15 protein-coding genes and 5 pseudogenes are annotated in these 21,034 nt (G+C 69.3%); 8 read left to right on the top strand and 12 right to left on the bottom strand.

Annotation, left to right across the window (positions count from 1 at the left end):
* Nucleotides 1–227 precede the first annotated feature (227 nt).
* From ACGF5T_RS33810 to ACGF5T_RS33795, 4 genes are all read right to left on the bottom strand, one after another.
* On the bottom strand, nucleotides 228–3,098 hold the full coding sequence (locus ACGF5T_RS33810; RefSeq protein WP_366768525.1) for a DUF4157 domain-containing protein: 2,871 nt from the start codon (nucleotides 3,096–3,098) through the stop codon (nucleotides 228–230).
* A gap of 597 nt (nucleotides 3,099–3,695) precedes the next feature.
* Nucleotides 3,696–4,454: an SDR family oxidoreductase gene (locus tag ACGF5T_RS33805; protein ID WP_356610435.1), complete on the bottom strand. Its 759-nt coding sequence runs from the start codon at nucleotides 4,452–4,454 to the stop codon at nucleotides 3,696–3,698.
* Between the two features lie 25 nt (nucleotides 4,455–4,479).
* Nucleotides 4,480–5,826 carry an MFS transporter gene (locus tag ACGF5T_RS33800; protein ID WP_366768524.1) on the bottom strand — a complete coding sequence of 449 codons (1,347 nt, stop codon included), beginning with the start codon at nucleotides 5,824–5,826 and terminating at the stop codon, nucleotides 4,480–4,482.
* Nucleotides 5,827–5,903: 77 nt separating this feature from the next.
* Nucleotides 5,904–6,488, bottom strand: a complete 585-nt coding sequence (locus ACGF5T_RS33795; protein WP_356610437.1) for a TetR/AcrR family transcriptional regulator — start codon at nucleotides 6,486–6,488, stop codon at nucleotides 5,904–5,906.
* A 749-nt stretch (nucleotides 6,489–7,237) separates the two neighbouring features.
* Here ACGF5T_RS33795 and ACGF5T_RS33790 point away from each other — a divergent pair.
* The 3 genes and pseudogenes from ACGF5T_RS33790 to ACGF5T_RS33780 all read left to right on the top strand — a co-directional run.
* Entirely contained in the window at nucleotides 7,238–8,002 is a 765-nt protein-coding gene (locus tag ACGF5T_RS33790; protein ID WP_361016402.1) for a GNAT family N-acetyltransferase, read from the top strand.
* A 137-nt stretch (nucleotides 8,003–8,139) separates the two neighbouring features.
* On the top strand, nucleotides 8,140–9,126 hold the full coding sequence (gene bla / locus ACGF5T_RS33785) for a class A beta-lactamase (RefSeq protein WP_366768523.1): 987 nt from the start codon (nucleotides 8,140–8,142) through the stop codon (nucleotides 9,124–9,126).
* Between the two features lie 187 nt (nucleotides 9,127–9,313).
* Nucleotides 9,314–9,361 (top strand): annotated as a pseudogene (locus tag ACGF5T_RS33780) (hypothetical protein); the annotation flags it as partial.
* On the opposite strand, the gene ACGF5T_RS33775 reads toward ACGF5T_RS33780, so the two are convergent.
* From ACGF5T_RS33775 to ACGF5T_RS33760, 4 genes are all read right to left on the bottom strand, one after another.
* Nucleotides 9,361–10,281, bottom strand: a complete 921-nt coding sequence (locus tag ACGF5T_RS33775; protein ID WP_366768522.1) for a serine/threonine-protein kinase — start codon at nucleotides 10,279–10,281, stop codon at nucleotides 9,361–9,363. The pseudogene ACGF5T_RS33780 and the gene ACGF5T_RS33775 sit on opposite strands and share 1 nt — an antisense overlap.
* A gap of 999 nt (nucleotides 10,282–11,280) precedes the next feature.
* Nucleotides 11,281–12,210: a hypothetical protein gene (locus ACGF5T_RS33770; RefSeq protein WP_356610441.1), complete on the bottom strand. Its 930-nt coding sequence runs from the start codon at nucleotides 12,208–12,210 to the stop codon at nucleotides 11,281–11,283.
* A 316-nt stretch (nucleotides 12,211–12,526) separates the two neighbouring features.
* Nucleotides 12,527–13,465 carry a S8 family serine peptidase gene (locus ACGF5T_RS33765; RefSeq protein WP_356610442.1) on the bottom strand — a complete coding sequence of 313 codons (939 nt, stop codon included), beginning with the start codon at nucleotides 13,463–13,465 and terminating at the stop codon, nucleotides 12,527–12,529.
* Nucleotides 13,466–13,531: 66 nt separating this feature from the next.
* Entirely contained in the window at nucleotides 13,532–14,038 is a 507-nt protein-coding gene (locus tag ACGF5T_RS33760) for a hypothetical protein (RefSeq protein ID WP_356610443.1), read from the bottom strand.
* Nucleotides 14,039–14,738: 700 nt separating this feature from the next.
* Here ACGF5T_RS33760 and ACGF5T_RS33755 point away from each other — a divergent pair.
* Nucleotides 14,739–15,023 carry a hypothetical protein gene (locus ACGF5T_RS33755; RefSeq protein WP_356610444.1) on the top strand — a complete coding sequence of 95 codons (285 nt, stop codon included), beginning with the start codon at nucleotides 14,739–14,741 and terminating at the stop codon, nucleotides 15,021–15,023.
* A 167-nt stretch (nucleotides 15,024–15,190) separates the two neighbouring features.
* On the opposite strand, the pseudogene ACGF5T_RS33750 reads toward ACGF5T_RS33755, so the two are convergent.
* A pseudogene (locus ACGF5T_RS33750) lies at nucleotides 15,191–15,709 on the bottom strand (DUF475 domain-containing protein); the annotation flags it as partial.
* Between the two features lies 1 nt (nucleotide 15,710).
* On the opposite strand from ACGF5T_RS33750, the pseudogene ACGF5T_RS33745 reads away from it, so the two are divergent.
* Together ACGF5T_RS33745 and ACGF5T_RS33740 are read left to right on the top strand one after the other, a co-directional pair.
* Nucleotides 15,711–15,926 (top strand): annotated as a pseudogene (locus ACGF5T_RS33745) (ATP-binding protein); the annotation flags it as partial.
* A gap of 467 nt (nucleotides 15,927–16,393) precedes the next feature.
* A complete protein-coding gene (locus ACGF5T_RS33740; protein ID WP_366768397.1) occupies nucleotides 16,394–16,870 on the top strand; it encodes a CbrC family protein in 477 nt (158 codons plus the stop codon).
* Here the strand turns inward: ACGF5T_RS33740 and ACGF5T_RS33735 are convergent.
* From ACGF5T_RS33735 to ACGF5T_RS33725, 3 genes and pseudogenes are all read right to left on the bottom strand, one after another.
* Nucleotides 16,852–17,653, bottom strand: a pseudogene (locus ACGF5T_RS33735) (IS5 family transposase). The gene ACGF5T_RS33740 and the pseudogene ACGF5T_RS33735 sit on opposite strands and share 19 nt — an antisense overlap.
* A gap of 292 nt (nucleotides 17,654–17,945) precedes the next feature.
* Nucleotides 17,946–18,071 (bottom strand): hypothetical protein, encoded by a 126-nt coding sequence (locus ACGF5T_RS33730; RefSeq protein ID WP_356612929.1) that lies wholly within the window; start codon nucleotides 18,069–18,071, stop codon nucleotides 17,946–17,948.
* A gap of 406 nt (nucleotides 18,072–18,477) precedes the next feature.
* Nucleotides 18,478–19,278, bottom strand: a complete 801-nt coding sequence (locus ACGF5T_RS33725; RefSeq protein ID WP_366768394.1) for a GNAT family N-acetyltransferase — start codon at nucleotides 19,276–19,278, stop codon at nucleotides 18,478–18,480.
* Between the two features lie 210 nt (nucleotides 19,279–19,488).
* On the opposite strand from ACGF5T_RS33725, the pseudogene ACGF5T_RS33720 reads away from it, so the two are divergent.
* Together ACGF5T_RS33720 and ACGF5T_RS33715 are read left to right on the top strand one after the other, a co-directional pair.
* A pseudogene (locus ACGF5T_RS33720) lies at nucleotides 19,489–19,908 on the top strand (DUF6415 family natural product biosynthesis protein).
* 224 nt (nucleotides 19,909–20,132) lie between these two features.
* Entirely contained in the window at nucleotides 20,133–20,525 is a 393-nt protein-coding gene (locus tag ACGF5T_RS33715) for a hypothetical protein (RefSeq protein WP_356612933.1), read from the top strand.
* The last annotated feature ends 509 nt before the right edge of the window (nucleotides 20,526–21,034 follow it).

Raw genomic sequence — 21,034 nt, 5'->3', positions numbered from 1 at the left:
GCCTCGTCCCCCACCGAGATCATCGCGATGCAGGGCGGGGAACGGAGCCGACGTCCAGAACACGGTCCAGCGGTGTCAGGACCAGCTATCTCACACGCCGGCGTACGTGCTCGACGGCTCAGTGATCCTCGGACCGGCACAAGGCGACGACAGCCTTTCAGGTGCGTCAGCCCACCACGGGACCGGCCGATGGCGTGGTCGGCCGGTTCGCCGGCACTGGAGCTCCTTCAGTAGCTCCAGTCCATGCGGCTGTCCTGGACCGGTTCCCTGATCACGACCATGCGCTGGGTGGTCTCGTCCCAGATGCTGACGGAGCCGGTTTCGTCGTCGACGTAGGTCACCTGCCCGATGCCGTCGACCTGCCGGGTGTAGCCCGGGAAGTCGCGGTCCTGGGTGGTTCCGGAGGACGTTCCCACGTCCGGGATCGCATACGAGTAACCACCGCCCGGGGCGGACAGGGTCCTGGAGTAGCCGGCCCCCGGCGCGTCCCCGCTGCCCGTTCCGGACATCGGCACGTCCTCGTCGTACGTCGGCCCGGATGCCCGGCCGTCCGGCACGTTGGCCGCTTCCACAGTGTTGACGAGGCGGGTGAGGGACCGTTCTGCCATGTGCAGCATCCGCGCCATCGACGACACGGTGTACTCGTTGCTGAGTGCGGCCACCGTCTGGGCCAGGGCGTCGGGCATGCTCCTGGGCTCGATGTGCGACTTCTCCTTGCCCTTCTCCCTGCGGCGCCACTCGGAGTAGAAGTCGTCGTCGGCCGCCATCACCGACTTGATCGTGGCCCAGCCGGAGGACTCCTTGTTCATCGACTTGCGGCTGGGCTTGGAGGACTTCTTCTTGCCCGAGTCCGACTTCTTCTCGGCGTACTTGCCCTTGTCCGGCCTGCGGGTGACGGGCGCTCCGGCCTCACGGCCGTCGCGGGCCTCATGGCCGGTCCGGTCCTTCACGTACCGGTAGATGGCGGACTTGATGGCCTCCATGGTTCGCTCGCCGTCCACCTCGCTGATGATCTCGGCAAGCTCCGGACGGCTCGCTCTCGCCGTTTCCTCCCAGTACTTGAAGAGGGTCTTCTTCTCCTCCGACGATCCGCTGAGCCAGGTGTTCTGGATTTGCTGCCGGTGTTCGGGGTTGGTGATGATCCGATCGGCGCGCAGCCTCGACTTGATCTGATCCGACCCCCGGCCGACACGGGCGGTGCCCGCCTCGGTCCCCGCGATGTCCTGCTCACGGTCGTAGGAGGAGAAGACCGGCCGACCATTCTCGTCGCGGTCCATCTCGATGTCGCTGAGCGACGGGGTCCGGTAGTTCCGCCGTGCGGCGAGGCCGGCGTCCACGAGGCTCTCCGGGCCGTTGTTGTCGTAGGCGTCTTGAGGCGGCTGCATGCGCGACAGGGCGGGCGTGGCCGGCATCCGCGACGCCAGGTGCAGCATGTAGTCCTTGAAATCGGGGTCGCTGACGACGTGCGCCTGGTGCCGGTAGAGGTTCTCGAGCGATTCCCAGTAGTAGAAGCCGGGGTTCGGGTCGAAGTCGAGGTTCCCGAACCCCGCCTTGTTCCGGTAGTACATGAGGGCCGCGGTGCAGCAGAGGCAGCCTCGGTACCGGCCCATGATGGCGTGTTCGCCGCGGACCTCCTTGGGTTTGATCCCGGACCGGCGCAGGGCCAGCAGCAGCTTCTGTTCGGCGTGCAGCAGCCCCTTCTCCTCCTTGAAGGTCAGCAGGAAGATCGAGCCCTCGAACTGCTCGCTGGTGAGCAGCGTGTGCAGCTGCGGATGGCTGACGTCCACGAGGGCCACGGGCTTGCCGTGGCGTTTGCGCAGCGCCTCGGCCGTGGCGTCGTCCTCTCCCCCTCGCTGTCCCGCCATGACCGCTTGAGTCTTGAGGTCGGCCCGGTTCACCCGGTCCGAATACTCCTGGGCGTCCGGTCCCGCCATCCCGCGCTCCCGGCCGGCCGTGCTCTGGTGCGTGGCCACCATATTCGCGTAGCCGTCTTCGGTGCCGTTGGTCGTGAAGCCCTTGAGAGCATCCATCGACTCGTTGTAGTTCGAGGCGAAGAGCAGCCGGTTGTTGATCAGCATGCCCTGGACCTCGCGCTCCCGGTCGTCCCGGGCGCCCTGCTCCTCCTGGACCCCCGCGACGGAGTCGTATACCAGAAAGGCCTGGTGAGACAGGGTCTGGGAGGTCGCGTCGTCCTCCATGGAACGCGCGTACCGTCGCCGGACCTGGTCGGGGCCCTGGCCGTGTCGTCCGCCGCCGTAGGCCTTGTCCCACTTGTCCTTGACGGCCTTGTCGATCTCCTTCGCCGTCTGCCGGGGAGTCTTCTTGTCGCCCTTGCCCGCGCGCTGTACGGGAGCCGTACCCGGACCGAGAAGGCGTGCGACGGCGTTGTTGCCCGCCGTGCCCTGCAGCAAGCGCGTCCGAGCCAGGGCGACCCCGTCGGCCGATCGCTGGACGGCCCCGGCCGGTGCGGTCCCGAGGGGACCTGAGCCGGCCGACGGAGCCGTGCGGGCGCCCGCCGCGAACGCCGCGCCGTCGGCCTTCGCCGTCCGTTCGGAGTCCTGCGCGGGGTCGGTGACGCTGACGCCGGCGCCGTTGTCGTTGCCGGTCTCCCGGATGCCCCTCAGGTTCTTGTCGACGTGGCCCAGTTCGTGACCCATGACCTCTTTGTTGCCGGCCATGCCCGGCCCCAGGAAGACATGCGCCCCCACCGTCATCGCCTGTGCGCCCAGAGCCTCGGTCGCGCGCTGCGCCACGTGGTTGTCGTGGATACGGGCGCTGGAGAAGTCGTTGCGGTAGAAGGAGTCCGCCTCGGCGCGCAGCGCACCGGGCAGCGGCCGGCTCGGCGAGGAGATGGCGGACGCCAGCAGCGCGCTATGGGTGGCGGGGTCGACGCCCTCGGCACCGTCGTGACCGCAGCCGGAGCCGTGGACATGCTGGTCCGGCCCGGCGTCACGGGCGACGACGCCGGGATCCGCCAGGCGCTGGAGCGAGGTCACTTCCGCGGAGGTGAACGGACGGGGTGCGGGCGGGGCCGGGGCGGAGGCCTTCTGCCGAGCGCCGAGCGTTTCCCCGTCCGACTGCTCCGACCGCGACCGCATCTGGTTCGCCTCCGCGTGTGTGGGGGATCAGGTTCCATTCACCCTTGCGACCGTGCCACGGCGGCACGAGGGTCCGCCGTGCACGATCCGGGGCAAAGACCGCTGCCCTTGTGGACCCCGGAGGTGCCGAGCGCCGTGGCCGGCACCGTCCGGTCGGTACGCGCGGGAGGCTCGGCGCCCGCGACGCCCGGATCGGGGCGGCGCCGCGCCGGCCGGACACCCGCCACGGCGGCAGCCGTCCGGCTCCCGGGAGCGGCCGGCCGAGTCCGTGGCCCGGGAGGGCGGCAACCCACGGCCTCCACCGATCCGTCGAACCTGTCCTCCGACAGGTCTCGCACCGGGCCGCCACAGGTCCCAGCCGTCGCTGCCCGCTGCGGGAGCCCGGTCGCGAGGGACGGCGAGGGGGGCGAGGGACGGTGAGTCGGGGGCGATCTGGTACATGCTCACCGGCAACGTCGATCTACCAGCAACTCGGCGGTGCCCACTGCACCCCGCGCGCTCTGGAACGTGCCGCTCGCCCGGCCGTGACCCGCCCGCTCAGCTCGTCCGCACCGTCACCCCCGGCCTGAGGGAGCCGGCACCCCGGCCTACGAGCCGTCAGGCGGATGCTCCGCTGTCGATGACCAGGTCGGTGCCGACGACCGCGCCGGCCGCCGGTGAGGCGAGGTAGAGCACCGCGGCCGCCACTTCGTCGGCCTCCGCGACCCGGCCGAGCGGGTTTTCTGTCTTCACCCGCTCCGCCCGGTCGGCCTCGGTCTCGCCGGGCCGCAGCGACATGGGAGCGGCGGACGCGCCAGGGCTGACCGCGTTGATGCGGATGCCCTGGTGGATGTGGTCGAGCGCGGCGGCACGGGTCAGCGCGGAGACCGCCGCCTTCGAGGTGATGTACGCGGCGGCGTTCGGGATCCGCAGGTGTGCGCCCAGGTTGGAGGAGACGTTGACGATGGCGCCGCCGCCGTTCTCCTTCATGTGGGCGATCTCGTGCTTCATGGCCAGCCAGACGCCGGTGACGTTGGTCCGCAGGACCATGTCCCAGTCCTCCTCGCTCACCTCGCCGACGGGTACGGTGGCGCGGAGTATCCCGGCGTTGTTGACCGCGATGTCCAGTCCGCCGAAGCGGTCGACGCTCTCGCGTACGAGGTTCTGGAGCCGGCCGGAGTCGGTGACATCGGCGGTGACGGCGGTGGCCGTGCCGCCGTCGGCCTCGATGAGACCGACCGTCTCGTCCAGGAAGGCCGCGGTGCGTCCCGCGGCGACCACCGACGCCCCCTCGGCGGCGAAGGCGAGCGCGATGGCGCGGCCGAGGCCGGAGCCTGCGCCGGTGACGAGGACCGTCTTGCCGGTGAAGCGGTTCATTCTGATGACTCCCTTGAGTGGTGGACTACGTGGTGCGGTGGTTCAGGAGGGCCAGTACGGCGAGGGCGGCCCCCGTCGCGGCCAGGGACGAGGTGTCGCCGCCGAGCGTGAGCAGGCCGGCGAAGAGGGCGGTCGGACCGAGCTCCATCGCGGTGTTCAGCACGCCACCCGCCAGGCCGGTGTGCTGCCGAGGTACGCCTTCGGTGGCGAGCACGGCGGCTCCCGCGAAGGCGGACGCGGCGCCGGCCGGCAGCAGCACCAGGCCCGGCAGCAGCCCGTACGCGTACCAGAGGTGCGCGTCGAGCCCGGTGCACGCGAGGAGGGTGAGCCCCGCCGCGCCCGTGCCCAGCCCGACGGTCGTGACGGCTCCGGCCCCGTACCGGCCGATGAGCGGTCCTGCCGCCCGGCCCGAGGCGATCAGTGCGACGGCGAACGGCACGAAGGCGGCCGAGGTCTGCAGCGCTGACCAGCCGCGGGACTGTTGCAGGTGAAGCGAGAGCACCACGAAGGTCATCGCGGTTCCGCAGGCACTCAGCGCGATGGCCGCGAGGGCGAGGGCACGCCGCCGGTCGAACAGGAAGCGGGGCGGCAGCAGGGGGTCGCGGGCCCGGCGCTCGGTGTGCCAGAACGAGGCCAGCAGCGCCATCCCGCCGAGCAGCGGCACCAGCACGTCGGCCGACGACCAGGGACGTGAATCGGTGGCGACGAACCCGTAACTGGTCAGGGTGATTCCGGCGGTGCCGAGCAGAGCGCCCGGCAGGTCGAGGGCCCTGCCCCGGTCCGGTGCGGCGCCCGGCAGCAGCCGGGGCGTGAGGGCGAGGGCTGCGATCGCCACCGCGAGCGGTACCGCGAAGGTCCAACGCCACGAGAGCAGCACCGAGATGACGCCGGAGAGCAGGTTGCCGGCAGTCGCGCCGAGCACTGACAACCCGCCCCAGGTGGCCATCGCCCTGCCGTACGCGGTGGGGGAGGGGGAGACGATGCGCAGCACGGCCATGGCGGCCGGTGCGGCGAGGGCCGCACCCGCGCCCTGTGCGAAGCGCGCCGCGAGCAGGGGTGCGAAGCCGGGTGCGAGCGGGGCGGCCGCCGAGGCGGCGGCGAAGAGGACGAGGCCCGCGGTCAGGGCACGCCGCCCGCCGTACCGGTCGGCGAGCCGTCCACCGAGGAGCAGCAGCCCGGCGAAGGTCAGTCCGTAGGCGGCGCTGAGCAGGATCAGGTCGGCGCGCTCGAGGCCGAGTTCGCGAGCGATGCGGGGCAGCGGTACAGCGATCGCGGCGAGCGTGAAGATCAGAGTGGTCTGGATGCTGCCGAGGAGGACGAAGGCGCGTCGGTGCTGCATGGCGGTGACGCGGTCGGTGCCCGTGACGGTCATGCTTCCCCCGATATTTGACCGATCGGTTCATTATTTGGGTACGCGGAAGCGGACCCGGCGACTGCGCTGAGCGCGGTTCAGTCCAGCAGGGCCAGTGCCTGTTCGACCGCGTCCCGCACCCGGGCGGGATCGTTCGACGCCTTGCCGACGACGCGTACGCCCTGCAGCAGGACGAGCAGCATGCGGGCGAGCGCGCGCGGATCGCGGTCCCCGGGAAGCTCGCCCTGGGCCTGGGCCCGTACGAGCGCGGAGTGCAGCGGCGTCTCGACGTGCTCCCAGCTGATCTCGACCCGGCGGGCCGCCGCAGGGTCGTGGGGGGCCAGTTCGGCCGCGGTATTGGTGACGAAGCAGCCGTTCAACCGTCCTTGCGGCGCGGCGGCTTCCATGGCGGCGCGGCGCACCATCGCCCGCACCGCGGGCAGTGCGGGGCCCGGCTGGGACAGCTCGGCCAGGAGGAGCGGGTCGCGCGTCTCGGTGTACCGGTCCATGGCCTTCAGGTAGAGCTCGTGCTTATTGCCGAAGGTCGCGTAGATACTGGCGCGGCCGATGCCGAGGTGCTCGACGAGATCCGCCATCGACGTCGCTTCGTAGCCACGCCGCCAGAACAGCTCAAGGGCCGACTGCAGCGCGGCGTCCGGATCGAATTCCTTGGTCCTGGCCACGTCGAAGACCCTAGTCTTATCTAGACCGTTCGGTCAATAATAATGATGCGTCGTGGTCGGCCCTGCGAGGGAGGGATCCTCGGGCGCGACACCGCCGACTCGGGGTCCGGCCAGGGAGGCCAACTGTGTGCGCAGCGCGCGTTCCGGGTGAACCAGCGCGCTGGTGGCAGGAGCCTCGGCACATCGGCTGGCGCTCACCGGGCGGTCCCCAGGAACGGGCCCTACGGGCCCTTCCGCAGGAACGAGTCGCCTCCGGCTGCGGCGCAACTGTCTGACGCGACAGATCATCGGCCCTGGCCACGGCATCTTCACGGGCCCGGTCATGAAAAGCCGTGACCGCATCGCGACCAGCAACCCGGACATTCGAGCAACTCCGGGGTCTCTCCGAGCGCGCATGGCAGCACGTACTCGATGTCCTCGGACGACAGACCGGCACCGAGCAGGTGCCGGATCTGCTTCACCCGCAGTCGGCGTTCTCCTCGTACTCGCGATATCCGTCGGCGTCACGCTCCGCCTCCAGCAGCCCCTTCCGGACAGCTCCACCACGCCGGCGGTCTTCGCCAAGATCGAGCCCCGCCTGCCTTGGCAACGCTCGTGGACGATACAACCAGGGCGGGTACGAACGTGCCGGTCGCCGGTGCGACCCTGCCGACGGAGGCCTCAAAATCGCATGCGACCATCGCCCGGGCATGCTGGGATCAATCGCTATGAATGTTGATTCCCTCAATGAAGCCGACTTGCTGCACAGGATGGAACGGAACCTGGCGGAACATGCCTGTCACCTGCACCGGAGCATGACCGGTGCGACCGTCACGGATGGTGGTGACCTTCTGGTCGCGGACAGCGGTCTGGACGACGACACGTTCAACATCGTTGCCGCGGCCCGGTTCACCGCCGCCGACGCTGCGGCGCGTATCACCGAGACTGCCGGGACGCTGGCTCGCACCGGCCGTCGCTTCTCCTGGTGGGTGGGGCCCGCCTCGACACCAGGGGACCTCGCCAGCCGCCTGACGGCGGCCGGTCTGCCGCCATCCGAACGTGAGACGGCGATGTGGGCCGAACTCGACGACACCCTGCCACCGCCTGCCGTCCAGGGACTGGACATTCAGAGGGTGGTCACGCCCGGACAGCTCGCCGACTACGCCATGGTTCTGGCGGCGAACTGGGACCCGCCCGCCGAAACCGTGCGCCGCTTCTTCGCCCAGGCCACCCCGCACGCACTGGCCGAACAGTGCCCGGCCCGGTACCTGGTCGGCTACGTGGAGAACCGTCCGGTCTGCTCCGCCGAGGTGTTTCACCATGCGGGAGTCGCCGGTATCTACAACATCTCCACTTTGGCCGCCCACCGCCGACGCGGCTACGGCGGCGCCATCACGCTCGCGGCGCTCCGCACGGCCCGCGACCGGGACCACCGCATCGCGGTCCTGCAGGCATCAACCGACGGCGAGCCCGTCTACCGCCACCTGGGGTTCCGCTCCTGCGGCCAGTTCACCGAACACGCCATCAACCCCTGAACCGCCGCACCTCAGTGGCCCCCCGCAGCCGCTCCTGAAGGTGCGGGTCACAAGCACTCGTCGACAACCCGGGCTGGGGGGAACGGCGTTCCAGCGCTACTGGACATCGCTGAGTGCTCCTTGGTTGTCTTTCCGGTATGACGCGACATCTCCGACTGCGCTTATCACTCGCCACGTCGACCGCGTTGGCGCTGCTGGGTGGCCTCGCCTGTGCGGTTGGTGCCCTCACCGACGACACGCACGCCGTCGACGGGGTGAAGGCCTCGGCAGGTGCAACCCGGGTGCAGGGCAACGCCTCCTCCGCTTCCGGTCTGTCCCAGAAGCTGAGAGCACTCGAGAAGTCCTACGGCGGGCGGATCGGGGCGGTGGGTATCGACCTGGGGAACGGCCGGAGGGTCGCGTACCGCGCCGACGAACGCTTCCCGTTCAACTCCTCGTTCAAGGTGTTCGCGTGCGCCGCGGTGCTGGACGAGGCACGCACCAGCGCCCCGGGGCTGATGGAGCGGGTGGTGCGTTGGAAGCCCGCCGACATGGCCGGGCTGACCGCGAACTCCCCGGAGACCACCGAGTACACCGACACCGGAATGACACCCGCGCAGCTGTGCCGCGCCGGGATCACCAAGTCCGACGGGTTCGCGGGAAACCTGCTCCTGGAGCAGATCGGCGGGCCGCGCGGGTTGACCGCCTTCTTCCGTGCCGCCGGCGACCGGTCGAGTCGCCTGGACCGCCCGGAACCGTGGCTGACCGAGTGGGGGCCCGGCGAGGCCAGGGACACCACCACCCCCGCGGCGGCCGCACGGACCTTCACCGAACTCACCACCGGTGACACCCTTCAGGCCGGTGACCGGGCGCGGTTGGTCGGCTGGCTGAAGGCCAGCGTCACCGGCGCCGACCGGATCAAGGCGGGGCTGCCGAAGGACTGGACGGTCGGAAACAAGACCGGCACCGGTGGCGCGAGCAACCACGGCACCGCCAGCGACCTGGCCATCGTCTGGCCACCCGGATCGGACGCGCCGCTCATTCTGTCGGTGTACACCAACCGCGGCCACGACAACACCGCTCACGACGACAGGGTGATCGCATCCACCGCCACCGCGCTGGCCACGGCCCTCGGCAGAGTCTGACCAGCCGTCGGCCCGGCACAGGGCAACAGGCACGCACGCGCGAAGCCGCCACGGACGACACCTGACGCGGTAGGCAGGGCACCAGCGCCGCGACAGTCCCCAGGATTCGCCGACCGTGTCCGGCGTTCTCGCGTCGATCAGGGACGCCGCCGGCCGCACCACGACGTTCACGCCCGGTACCGACGGGATGCTGTCCCAGGTGGGACTGCCGGACGGTGAATCGGTCTCGTACGGCTACACCGGCGGTCTGCTGACTTCTGTGACCGACCCGGCCGGCAAGTCGGCTATCAGTGTCGGCTGAGGCAGTTCGGCGGGCCCGGTGACGACCGTGGTCTGGCTGGCAAGCAACTCACCGCATGATCGTGCGAGTTCGGGGGCTGTTGGCCGGCCGGACGGTTCCTTCGACAGGGCCCTCTCCACCAGCTGGCGTAGATCATCGCCCATGCCGTCGAGGTCGGGCTCGGCGGACAGGACACGAAAGACAACGGCGTCGGCAGCACCGCTGCCGAAGGGAAGACGACCTGTTGCTGCGTAGGCGACCAGGGCACCCCAGGCGAAGACGTCGCCTTCTGGGCCGACCGTGCCGGTGCGGTTATGATCCGGGCTGATCCAGCCCGGCGTGCCCGTCATCACGCCAGTGCGGGTGACGGAGGTCCCGTCCAAAGCATGAGCGATGCCTAAGTCCAGCACCATCGGACCGCAAGGGGCCAGGATGACGTTCTGGGGCTTCACATCCCGGTGCACGACGTCGGCTTCATGGGCCGCGGAGAGTGCGGCTGCGGTACCGGCGGCCAAGGCGTACAGGCGGGCCCCGGCCAGCGGCCCGCCAGCGGCCACGTGCTGGTCGAGGGTGGGACCTGGTATGAAAGCGGTGGCAAGCCACGGAGCGGGCGCATCGGGGTCGGCATCGACCACCGGAACCAGGCAGGGGCCCGTAACGCACTGGGACAGCTGAACCTCCCGCCGGAACCGAGCACGGAACCCGTCGTCGGCGGCGTGTGCCGGATGCACGACCTTGACGGCCATCCGCTCCCCGGCGGCACTGAGCGCGGCATACACGGTGCCCACGCCGCCGGACCCGAGCCGGCCCGCGACGCGATGGGGGCCGATACGACGCGGATCACCTTGCTGCATCGACTGAACACGACTGGGCATGGATGCTTCCCCCTGGTGATCAACGGCACGCATACGCCGAAGTAGTGATCAATCGTATCGGCTCGCCCGCGCAGCCAGACAGCAGGAAGGCTCGGCCGTGGCGCGTGGCCCTCGCGCGTCTGACGGCGGTTCCTGTCGCTGTCGGGGCGTCCGTCGTGCGGCGCCGTCAGGAGCAAACCCACACCGGGGGCTTGCCTCGCTCGACAATGCGTTGCCTGCACTTTCCGGGGTAATTGCAGCAGATGCCCCCGGGGCAGCATTCGTCGCAGCAGTCCTCTTTGCACGGAACCTTTCCGATGCAACAGCGTGTACGACCCTCAGTGGCCTTACCTCTGTCGCAGCAGCCCTGGGCCGTGCATACTTCTTCCGGCTCTTTGCAGCGCCGGTTCGACGGACCGCAGACCTGGTCCCGCGGAATGCAGCCCTCGTCGTGGGTGCATTCCTCATGCGGTTTGCAGCGCCGCTGCGACCTCGGGCAGATCTGATTCTGCGGGACGCACCCCTCGTCGGTGCACACCTCGTCCATCTTGCAGCAGCCGAACGGCGGGCAGGTCGGCCTGGGCCAGCAGCGCTCGACGGTGCCGTTGATGCACACCTCGCTATCCAGCCAGTACGAGATGCCTTGGCAACAGGCCATGCCAGGGTGAAGACAACTGACGTTGCGGCCTCCGTCCGCACGCACCGGACCGATGCACGGTTCGGTGTTGCGAGTACAGCAGTACTCTCTCCCGTCCACCCAGAACGAATCGCACGGCGGAGGGGGGCCCGTCTGGCATGAATGCCGGCAGGGCGGCTCACACTCGTAGCGCAGACCGCCCGCCCACAGGCATTCGTTCACGCAGTCTTCTACGCACTCCTCCACAGAGTCCGCGAGGTGGATGCCGTCGGACCGACGGTTCAGGCCGCCTGCCCTCGTTCGGTACTGTTTCCTGCTCTGATAAAGCGAACTCTCCGCCGTGGCACACGGGACAGACATCGCCCCTCACTCTCCCGGCCCTGCTATCGGTCGTAGTACGGAGACAGTTTGGTGATCAGGTGCGGGAACACCTCTTCGATGTCCACCCGGACGAAGAACTTCTCCGTGACATCGGTCTTCCGGTCGGTGAACGAGAAGATGACGTCCAAGACCCTGCGCACGCCGCTCAGACGGGACGGGCGGGTTTCGATGGCCGTCAGGGAAGCGCCACTGGAATGCGCCTCGGCGCATTTCGCGTAGATACTTGGATATCGCACCGCGAGATAGTTGACCGCGCGGTGCTCATCGGCGGATCCCGCGTTGTCGGCTATCTGGATCACCCTCTCGAACAGCTCTTCCGCCGCCGCCCGGAACTGGTCCTCTGCCATGCCGTCCGGCTTCGGCAGGGAGTGGACGAACGTGGTGGGGCTGAACGTGTAGATCTGCTCGAAGGCCACCATGGGCAGCATCAGACCGTTGCAGTAGTCGGGGGGAGCCAAAGGGCCCCGCAGCCCTATCACAACGTGGAGATCCGTCGAATGCGGCGCCTCACGAAGTGCTTCGATGAGCTGGGGAAAGTCTCCGGGGTCACGCGGACGCAGCAAGTACGTGTCGAGCCCCTGAATGGTCACCACGTAGCACAACTGCCGGGCGAGATAGCGGTTCCGTGGTTCCGACAACACAGTGAACAGCGTCTGGCGATCGGTGAGGTCCACGGTTTCAGCACGGGCGGTCGCCTGGGCGAACTCCTTCTCCACCCCCAGGCTCGGCATTCGCGGTTCAATCCGGCCCACGGCGTACACGTATGACGGGTACAGCTCGCCGCCATGGCTCACCGCTTCGGACATGACGGCGCTGTGACCGCATGTCGTGCAGGAGTGATGCTCCCCCTCCGGCACCGGCGTGGCCTCGCGCACCACGTCGGCGGGCGGCGGTTCCATCGACTCCTGCGGGGGCAGACCGTTCTCCTCCATGATGCCTGCGCTCCTTCCTGATCGCATTCTGCTCCGTCGCTACCGCCGCCGACTGCTCCTGCCCGAGATTACGAGCCAGCGGTTGAGTGCCGCGGCGCGTTGGCTGCAGCTCCGGCACGGCCGTATGCCCACGGCGCCGATGGCTCTCTTGGCCAGGTCGCCCAGCCCGATGTCCTCGTCGGTGACGAACCCCGGGAGGCGCACTTGCGAAGGCTGTGGCGCGGTCCGTTCCGAGTCCGGGCCTGCATCGCGGGACATGTCCCCGTCGTCGTGTACTTCCCTCTCGTGCACTCCCGTGCCTCCTTGCCACAACAGGTCATCCGTGGTGCCCCGCGCGCAGGATCTCGTACGCCCGCCAGACGTCCGCCAGGGGCGGCACCACGGACGTGGGGCGCGACCGGGATCGGGTGACGGCGAGCATGAGATCAGCCGGCGCCGCCCGGGGGAACTCCGACCACAGCAGGGCAACGGCCCCGGTCACGACGGCTGTTGCGGCGCTGGTGCCGCCGAAGGGGCGTAAGCCCTCGCTGCCCGCCTCCAGACTGAGGATTCCCGAGCCAGTCGCGCCAACGCCCCGCCGGCCGATCGTGGGCCCGAGATTCGAGGCCCCCGAGGGATGCCCCTGTGGGTCGTAGGCGATCACAGGGATGACCGACCGGTGGCGGGTGATCACGGAGCCGCCGACCGCCCCGCGATTGCCTGCGGCCGCCACGACGATCACACCGCGGCGTGCCGAGTAGTCCAGCGCCTCCTGGAGCGCGCTGAGCGCGTCGTACGAGTGCGGGGCCAGCGTCAGGCTCAGATTCAGTATGCGCGCACCCGCATCGGCTGCTTCCGTGATCGCTGAAGCAAGCGTCTCCGCGGGGGCGGAGTCGCCGCCGTGGGGAAAGACGGGGCGCACCACCAAGGTGGCACCGGGGCAGATGGCCGGTGCGCCGGATCCGCGGCGGGCCACCAGGATGCCGGCCACGGATGTCGCGTGGCGGGACGCGGCGTCGCCAGGCGCGGGGAGTCGGCCGTCGTCGTGCGGGGCGAGGAATTCCACGTGTGCGTCGGCCAGGGCGGGGTGAGTGGCCCGGACGATTCCGTCGATCAGCCCGACCCGCACGGCACGCCGACCGGTGGCCCGGGCCATGAGACGGGGAAGAGCGACGAGTCCGAGAGGATCCGCGCTGACGGGGTGACCGATGCCGATCATCTGATTGCCTGCCGTCGAGTGGAGCTCGGTTTTCCGGTAGCCGACGCGCCCCGGCACGCTTGTGGTACCTCGCGTCGCCGGGGTGCGGCAACGCAACGCTGCTGTCCGATCCCACCGGGTGGGTCAGGGGTCGAAATCGCCGACGTTGGTCCTTCCCAGTCCGCTGTCCGACCCGTCAGGGCTGGTACTGCCGAGGTTTCCCGACGAACGCAGCCAGATCTCGCCATAGATCTCTTCGTGGCCCGCGTCGTGAACTCCGCCCTCGGTGTCCGCGACTTCCCTCGGGAGGACGATCGGAATGGTCCTGTCGAGCAGCGTCATCCCCTGGTGGCCGGGCCGGTTGTCCGGCCGGCGGCCGGTGACGTTGTTGGGCACGAAGGTGGGTCCTCCAGTGGGGTTCAACGGTGACAGGTGATCGTCGGTCAGCGTGAGGCCGCCGTCCTCCTCGCAGAGCCTGCTGAACTCTGTGAAGGTGTCAGCCATCTCGCCGGGGTCGAACGAGGCCGTGTACGCGAGTGTGAAGTGGTAGTCCGGGTCGTCTTCATGAGACCCGCCGTGGATTTTCAGGGACTCTCTTACTAGCTCCACCATGATGACCATCTGCTTCGTTGCCTCTGGCTCGGATGTCATCGTCCGGCGTCGTCCGGCGTCGCCCGCATTCGGCTGACGACGGCACCCGAAAGTCCTGTGACAGCCATGGCCACCACGGCCGGCTGTCACCGACTGAGGGTGAGCGCTTCCCTCAGTGTCAGGGGGGCTCACGGCGCAAGCGACGGTTCCGCACTTCCCGCAAGTCCCGCATATGTGCCTATACATGACTAGCGAACCACCGATGGCATTGAGGTGCAAGCGATGCCCGATGCGGGTGGGGCGGCATAAGTCGATCTACGCGGCCGGTGCTCGTGACGGCAGGAGGGAGCGTCGTTCGCTGCATGGTGGTGGCTGGGTGATGGCTGACGCGACGGGTAGCCGGTTCCTGCCGTGTCCACGCCCTGCCCGGCATACCGGCTCCGGGGGTCTTGATCGGTCACCGCCCGCGCAACGTGCCACTCGTGGGCGCGCGCAACGGCCACGCGTGGGCCCGCGCGCCGGGCCCCGAGGGTGTTTGTGCGGTGGGCCGGATTGTGTTGCGTGTTCTTGCGGGGGTTTCAGGGGGTGTGCCAGCATGCGAGGGCGTGATCGTGATCTTGTAATCGGCTGCCGTGCCCCCATGAGCGGGCCGCGCCGATCCGCTGACGAGAGGTGTGACGTTGAATTCGTCTGCCGACACGGCACCACCCGCACGAAGCACCCCGCCCCCGACCGGCCCGACCAGCCCGATCCGCCCTCCGTGCCCGCACAGTCCCCGCGTCCCGCCGATGGCGCCCGGAGCGTCCCCGCCGGCGATCCGGTCGCCGAGCGGTTCCACTTCCTGGTGAACGCCCCGGCCCTCTTCAACGCCCTCGTCACCGCGCTCGAATGGGACGTCTTCGGCCATCTTTCCGCACACCCCGGCGCCTCTTCGGCGAGCGGGAGCGTCTCCGCCGCGTGGGCCGGGTTGGACGCGGCGACGGGCAGGATGGCGAGGGAAGCGGCGGCCAGGCCGCGCAGCACAGAGATGACCATGAACTGTTGATAGCGGCCAACAGCCGGGCGCAATCAGTCCTTTGCCGAGTGCGCCGCCCGTGTGAGTGCAATGGTCATACTGGGCGACATGCAGTTCGTCTCCGTCATGCCCTTGCCAGGCCCACACCACCTGCCCTGACGCGCCTGGGGTGAACCCGGCCCGGGAAGAGCAGGGTTTCACACCCCGGAGGAGACCTCCGCCTTCTCCTTGCCGCCGTCGCCCCCGGCCGCGGCGAGCCGCTTGTTGCGGCGGACCGAGGACCAGAAGGAGGCACCGATCAGGACCACGCCGATCATGCCGGTGATGAACTCGTTGATCTCGTACTGGATGGTCACCAGGAGGACGGCGGCGAGGGCGCCGATGGCGTAGTGGGCGCCGTGCTCCAGGTAGACGTAGTCGTTGAGGGTGCCCTCGCGGACCAGGTAGACGGTCAGGGACCGGACGTACATGGCACCGATGCCGAGGCCCAGGGCCATCAGGACGATGTCGTTGGTGATGGCGAAGGCGCCGATGACGCCGTCGAAGGAGAACGACGCGTCCAGGACCTCCAGGTAGAGGAACATGAAGAACGCGGCCTTGCCGGCCAGCTTGACGGCCGACTTGGGCTTGCCAGCCCGTTCGGCCTGCTCCTCGGCCTCGTGCTCGCGCTCCTCCTCTTCGAGCTTGTCCTCGAAGAAGCCGGAGAGGCCGCCCACCGCGGGTGGCCCCGTCGGGCTGCGCATGATTTGCGACGAGGTTCTCTTCTGCGAGGTCACCGACCCCAGTAACACCCAGCCTCGTATGCGCCGCGCCCGCACGAGCGACGAAGGGGGCCGGGGGCTGTTCCTGGTGGCTCAGCTGAGCCGCCGGTGGGGGAGCAGGTATGGGCAGACGGGCAAGACGATCTGGGTCGAGCAGGAGCTGTCCGAGTGAGGCGTCCGCCTCTCGGTCGCCGGGTTCGGCCCTCTAGGTGGAGCGGCTCTGTGCCCCAGCGGCTCCAGGGGCGCCGGTCAGGAAGTCGATGAAGCTGGTGGGATCTTTGTGTCCTCGTAGAAGCGGGCGCTGCGTGGGAACAGGTCCCGCTCGTAAGCGGTGAGGGCTGCTTCGGTGTCCTCGGGGTGGGCGGCGATGGCCTTGCCCAGTACTCCTCGGCCTTGAAGATCAAGGCGTGCAGTACGACGCCCCGGGTCGAGGGCGACCGTGAACCCGACGGGCTACAAGGTCAAGGACGCCGCCGGCAACACCTTCACCCTCAACAGGTCATCTCATTTGGCTTTGCAGGAAGACTCTGACTCCGCGCTTGATCAAGGGCCTGCTCGCAGACACACTGCTCGTCGTGGAATCAGTGGGCAGAGCCACCAGGCCGCGGATCGGAAAGTGCCGATGAGTGCCGACCGTCCATCCGCGCGTCGACCGAGTTGTGCGCCTGTTGCAAGGCCAACAGGGCATGGATTTACACGGCCACCTTCTACACCGCTCAGGACGTCAGCGGACGGTTCTGTCCTTGGTGTATCGCAGATGGCAGTGCGGCTGAACGGTTCGCCGGCGACTTCACCGACTCCTACGGGCTCGACGGTGTCAGTGAGGACGTCTTGCATGAGCTCACCCGCCGCACTCCTGGCTTCCACGCCTGGCAGGATCCACACTGGCTCGTTCACTGCCAGGACGCGGCCGCCTTCGTGGGGGAAGTCGGATACGCCGAGCTGGCGGCGTATCCCGAAGCACTCGACCAGTTGCGGACCGACATGCGCCTTGACGGCTGGCACGACGAAAGCCGACTCGAACACTTCCTGACCAGCCTGGGCGAGGGGGCAACCGCCATGCTCTTCCGCTGCACCGGTTGCGGGGTCCACCTCGCCTACACCGACGCCTCCTGAATATCGTTTGTGCTGGTGAGTCTGCGGTAGCAGATGAGGGTGCATGCGATGCTGGTGAAAGCCAGGAAGTGGCTGGCCGTGCGTTCGTAGCGTCGGTGGAGGCGTCGACATCCGGCGAGCCAGGTCATGGTGCGTTCGATCGTCTAGCGGTACCGGCCCAGCCGCTGGTTGGAGTCCGTGCCCTTCCGGGCGATCCGCGGTGTGATGCGTGGTCGCGTATCCAGCGCCGCAGGTGGTTGTAGTCGTACCCCTTGTCGCCATGGAGCTTGCCGGGCCTGCGCCGTCTCTGCCGCGCCGGGAGCGGACCGGTGGGTTCCCTTGGACCAGGGGGATCAGGGGTTTGCTGTCATGGACGTGGCACCCGAGATGCCAACGGACAGGGGCAGACCGGTCCGCTCAGTGATTAAGTGGATCTTCGAGCCGTACTTGCCCGGCTCCACTGTACTCGGGCCTGTCAGCTCCGCCTTTCAGGGCGCATGTTCACCGAGTCGATCGCGCAGCGGGACCAGTCCAGATCGCCGCGGGAACCGAGTTCGTTGAGGACCAAGCGATGGAGCTTGGTCCACACCCGGGTCTTTGAGTACTCCGTGGACCGCCGCTGTGGCTCCCGACGGCCCGAACGAAGCAGACGGCAACTGCTGCCACGTACAACCAGACGTCGCGACGAACACGATCGCGGCCAGCACTTCCCGGTTCCCCGTGCCGACGCCGGCCACCACCCTGCGGACGGGTCGGCGCCTCCGGCACCACCCGCTGGAACAACTCCCACAACTCATCCGGCATCAGCCGCTCAACGATCCCCGCCACGGCAGCAGCCCACCCAGCCAGATGAGATGACTTGTAAGAGTTCGCCGGGATCACCGGTGCGGGCAGGTCTAGAGCACGGCCGAGGACGGAGGCGACCGGGGCGGCGTAAGCGGGCAGGTGCCGAGCGGCCCAGACAGCGGCCAGCTGGAGGAAGTCGATCAGGTCCTGCCCTGCGCCGGCGAGCAGGCGACGCAGGCCCGTAACGGGTACCTCCATCATGGGGCTGTTGTCGTGCTCAGCGTCGACGGTAAGCCGGACGACTTCGCCGTCACGTGCGGTGATCACCGAACAGCGGCGCCATGCGTTCCGCACAGGTTGCGACATACAGGCGTACCGCTTCACCGCGCCCGTTGCGAAGCGTCTCCTCGACGGCCCCCTCCACCAGCGTCTCCACGTCTCCACCTCATCCCGTTCGAGCAGATCGACAGGCTACACAGTGGGCTGAGGGCCGCAGCTTGACACGATGACTGCCTGAGGTGTCTGCGCTGCGCGCCGCGCGGACCACCGGGGCCGGCGCCCTGCGCACCCACCGGCCCCGGCTGACAGCCCGCTGCGCGGCCCCGCCGAGCCCTCGCCCCACCGCGCGGCCTCCTGATCACCACCACACCAGGCCAGAAAGGGGCAGTGCCCGGGTTGGCACCGACAGGCCACGGTCGCTTCGGTCGCTCCCACCTCCCTCTTCCTCGCTGCTCGAACGGCTCTGCATGCCCCTCACGCTGCTTTGCGCCTGCTGTTCGGCGAGGTGCTCCACGATGCGGGCGTCGAGCGCACGGAGCCCGCGGTGGGCTCGGGCCGGTCCGCTAGCCTTTGAGCCCGTAGAAGAGGATGGGCGAGTTCGGCTCGAAGCCGATCCTCGGGTACACGGGTGCGCCCGCCGCCGTCGCGTGTAGGGTCGCGCGGGTCAGGCCGGTGGCTCTGGCGCCCTCGTAGAGGGCCTTACGGGTCACCGCCTCTCCATAGCCGCGGCGTTCGCAGTCCGGGTCGGTGGCGACTAGGACGACGAAGAGGCGTCCGTCGGCCTCCACCGTGGCGGCGCAGGTGACGGGGATGCCGTCGCGCAGGCCCAGGTAGGCGTGGATGTCGCTCTTCCACAGCGTGGAGCCGGCCAGGCCGTCGCGGCCGTCCTCCAGATGGAAGCCGTAGGCCCGTGAGTTGAGGTCGGCGTAGGCCCGCAGCAGCTCGTCGTCGGTGACGCGCTTGAACGTCAGCTCGTCGTGGACCGGTTCGGGCAGGGACGACAGGTCGGCCGCCATGCCGGTGCCGGGGAAGGCGTAAGCGAGCCCTGCCGCGTCGGCGGCCTCGTCAAGCCTGGCACGGGCCTCCTCGTCGAGGAGATCCTCGAAGATCCACAGAAACCCGGGCCGCCGCTTGGCGCGCATCACCTCCACCGCCTCGCCGAGCCGGTGCCTCACCAGTCCGGCGTCCGCGCCGACGTCGGTCAGCGTGAGGCAGTTCCAGAACGCGAACCGGCAGTCGGCCCAGCGCACCGCGATCCCCGGGAGGTCGCGGACGTCGGCCCCCGGGTCACGGTCGAGAACCATGGTCCGCCAGACCAAGGCGAGTTGTTCCATCGATTCGACCGAGTCCGCCTGACGGTGCATAAAACCCCCGAGGTCGTCGAAAGCGCGTCGCACGGACAGTACATGCCGTTCACCGCCCGGCGGGCCGCGCGGGGACGCGTACCGGCCAGGGCGTCAACCGGGGGCGGCGGCGCGGCCTCGGATCACGCTCGACGCGGGTTCCGTGTCCCCGCCGTCGCAGGCCAGGTGGATTTTGCTGGTCAGGCCGCCTCTAGACCGGCCGAGTCCCGGGTGTGGAGCCCTCTTTTCATCACCCACACGGTCCTGTACGACCCCGACGGCCTCATCAGAGCCGAGCTCCCGCACGACCGCGAACCGTACGAGTGCCTCGTCAGGGCCGTCCTCGCGTGGACCGGCGAGAACACCCTCACCGCCCGCGACTTGGAGCAGATCACCCTCCAGCTCACCGGCCACGCTCGCGCCGTCGTCTCCGATGTCCGCCGCCGTGCCGACCGGCTGCCAAGGACAGCGGACCCAAGGCGCTCGCCGACGTCGTCCTGCGCGAGGCGGAAGGCTGGCTGTCCGTGCCGATCGAGGGCACCGTGCGCTGCGTCCAGAAACCGCGCCCGCCTCGTGCGCGCCCTCTACGAACGCCCGGACCGCCTGGAGGCCGCGCTCGCCCCGGAGAGGGTTGTACCGAGCGGGGGCTGAACCGTGGGCTGGACGGTTGCTCCAGCTACTTCGTCAGCGTGTCGAGTGCCTTCTTCGCCTCACCCAACAAGTCGCTGACCTGGCGCAGAGTATCTTCCTGGGCGTCGGCGGGCTTGCTGACCGTTTCAGCGCAGGAGGCCTGGCCCGGCTCCCGCCTCGGATACCGTGTTCCTCTACGGGGTGCCATAACGGATGTGACGCCCCCCACCGGAGGTCGTCAGCGTATGAGTTCAAAGCGCAGCAAGAATCCAGCCCTGCCCACACTTGACGACGCATTCCGACTCGCGTCGGTCAAGGACGCCGAGGAGTCCAACCGTGACTTGGCCGCGCGGCTGGCCACCACCGAGCTGCGCCGCGTTTCCCACCCGGGCCGGGTCACCTGGGAGCCCACCGATCAGGCCGAGCCCGTGCCGGTCCCGCCGACTGTGGTCGACGGTGACGGGGACCTGTGGCTGCGGGACCGGGGCACTGGCACCTGGACCATGCCCGAGTTCAACCCGAAGGAGTTCCCGGCCCGCTGTGGCGAGGTTCTGACGTGGAACGAGCTTGCCCGCGAGTTCGGCCCGTTGACCGCACTGGCCGACGACCGCCGCATCGGCGGCGGCAGGCGTCGCTGACCGGGCAGCTCTGGGCCCTGAAGCGCCCGTTCCGGGTAGCTGGGAGCTCTAGCTCACCGCCGAGCTCGAAGATGGCGGCGAGCAGGTGAGCGTGGTGGTGGCGTGTGACGGCCTCGGTGGACCAGCCGGATAGCGGTCGGTCTTCAGTTGCCGTGGTGAGCGCGCGGCCCAGCTCGCCGATCGACTGCTGCCAGTCGGCCAACTGCCCGACCAGGCCGCACACCAGCTCATTGACGGCGGCCGCCGGGCCAGGGATCGAAGGCCCGCGCCCTCGTCCAGGTCCTCGTCATAGCGAGTGGCCAGACCACGCCACTCCTACTCTGACCGGTCATTGGACAGCGCGAAGCCCGGGTGTGGGGGGGGGGTGGGGGGGGGCCCCCCGCCGCCCCCCCCCCCCCCCCCCCCCCGGGCCCCCCCCCCCCCCCCCCCCCCCCCCCCCCCCCCCCCCCCCGCCCGGCCCCCCCCCCCCCCCCCCCCCCCCCCCCCCCCCCCCCCCCCCCCCCCCCCCC

The sequence above is a fragment of the Streptomyces sp. NPDC047853 genome (assembly GCF_043204535.1).
Classification (GTDB): domain Bacteria; phylum Actinomycetota; class Actinomycetes; order Streptomycetales; family Streptomycetaceae; genus Streptomyces.
This window is presented reverse-complemented; position numbering and strand designations above follow the sequence as displayed.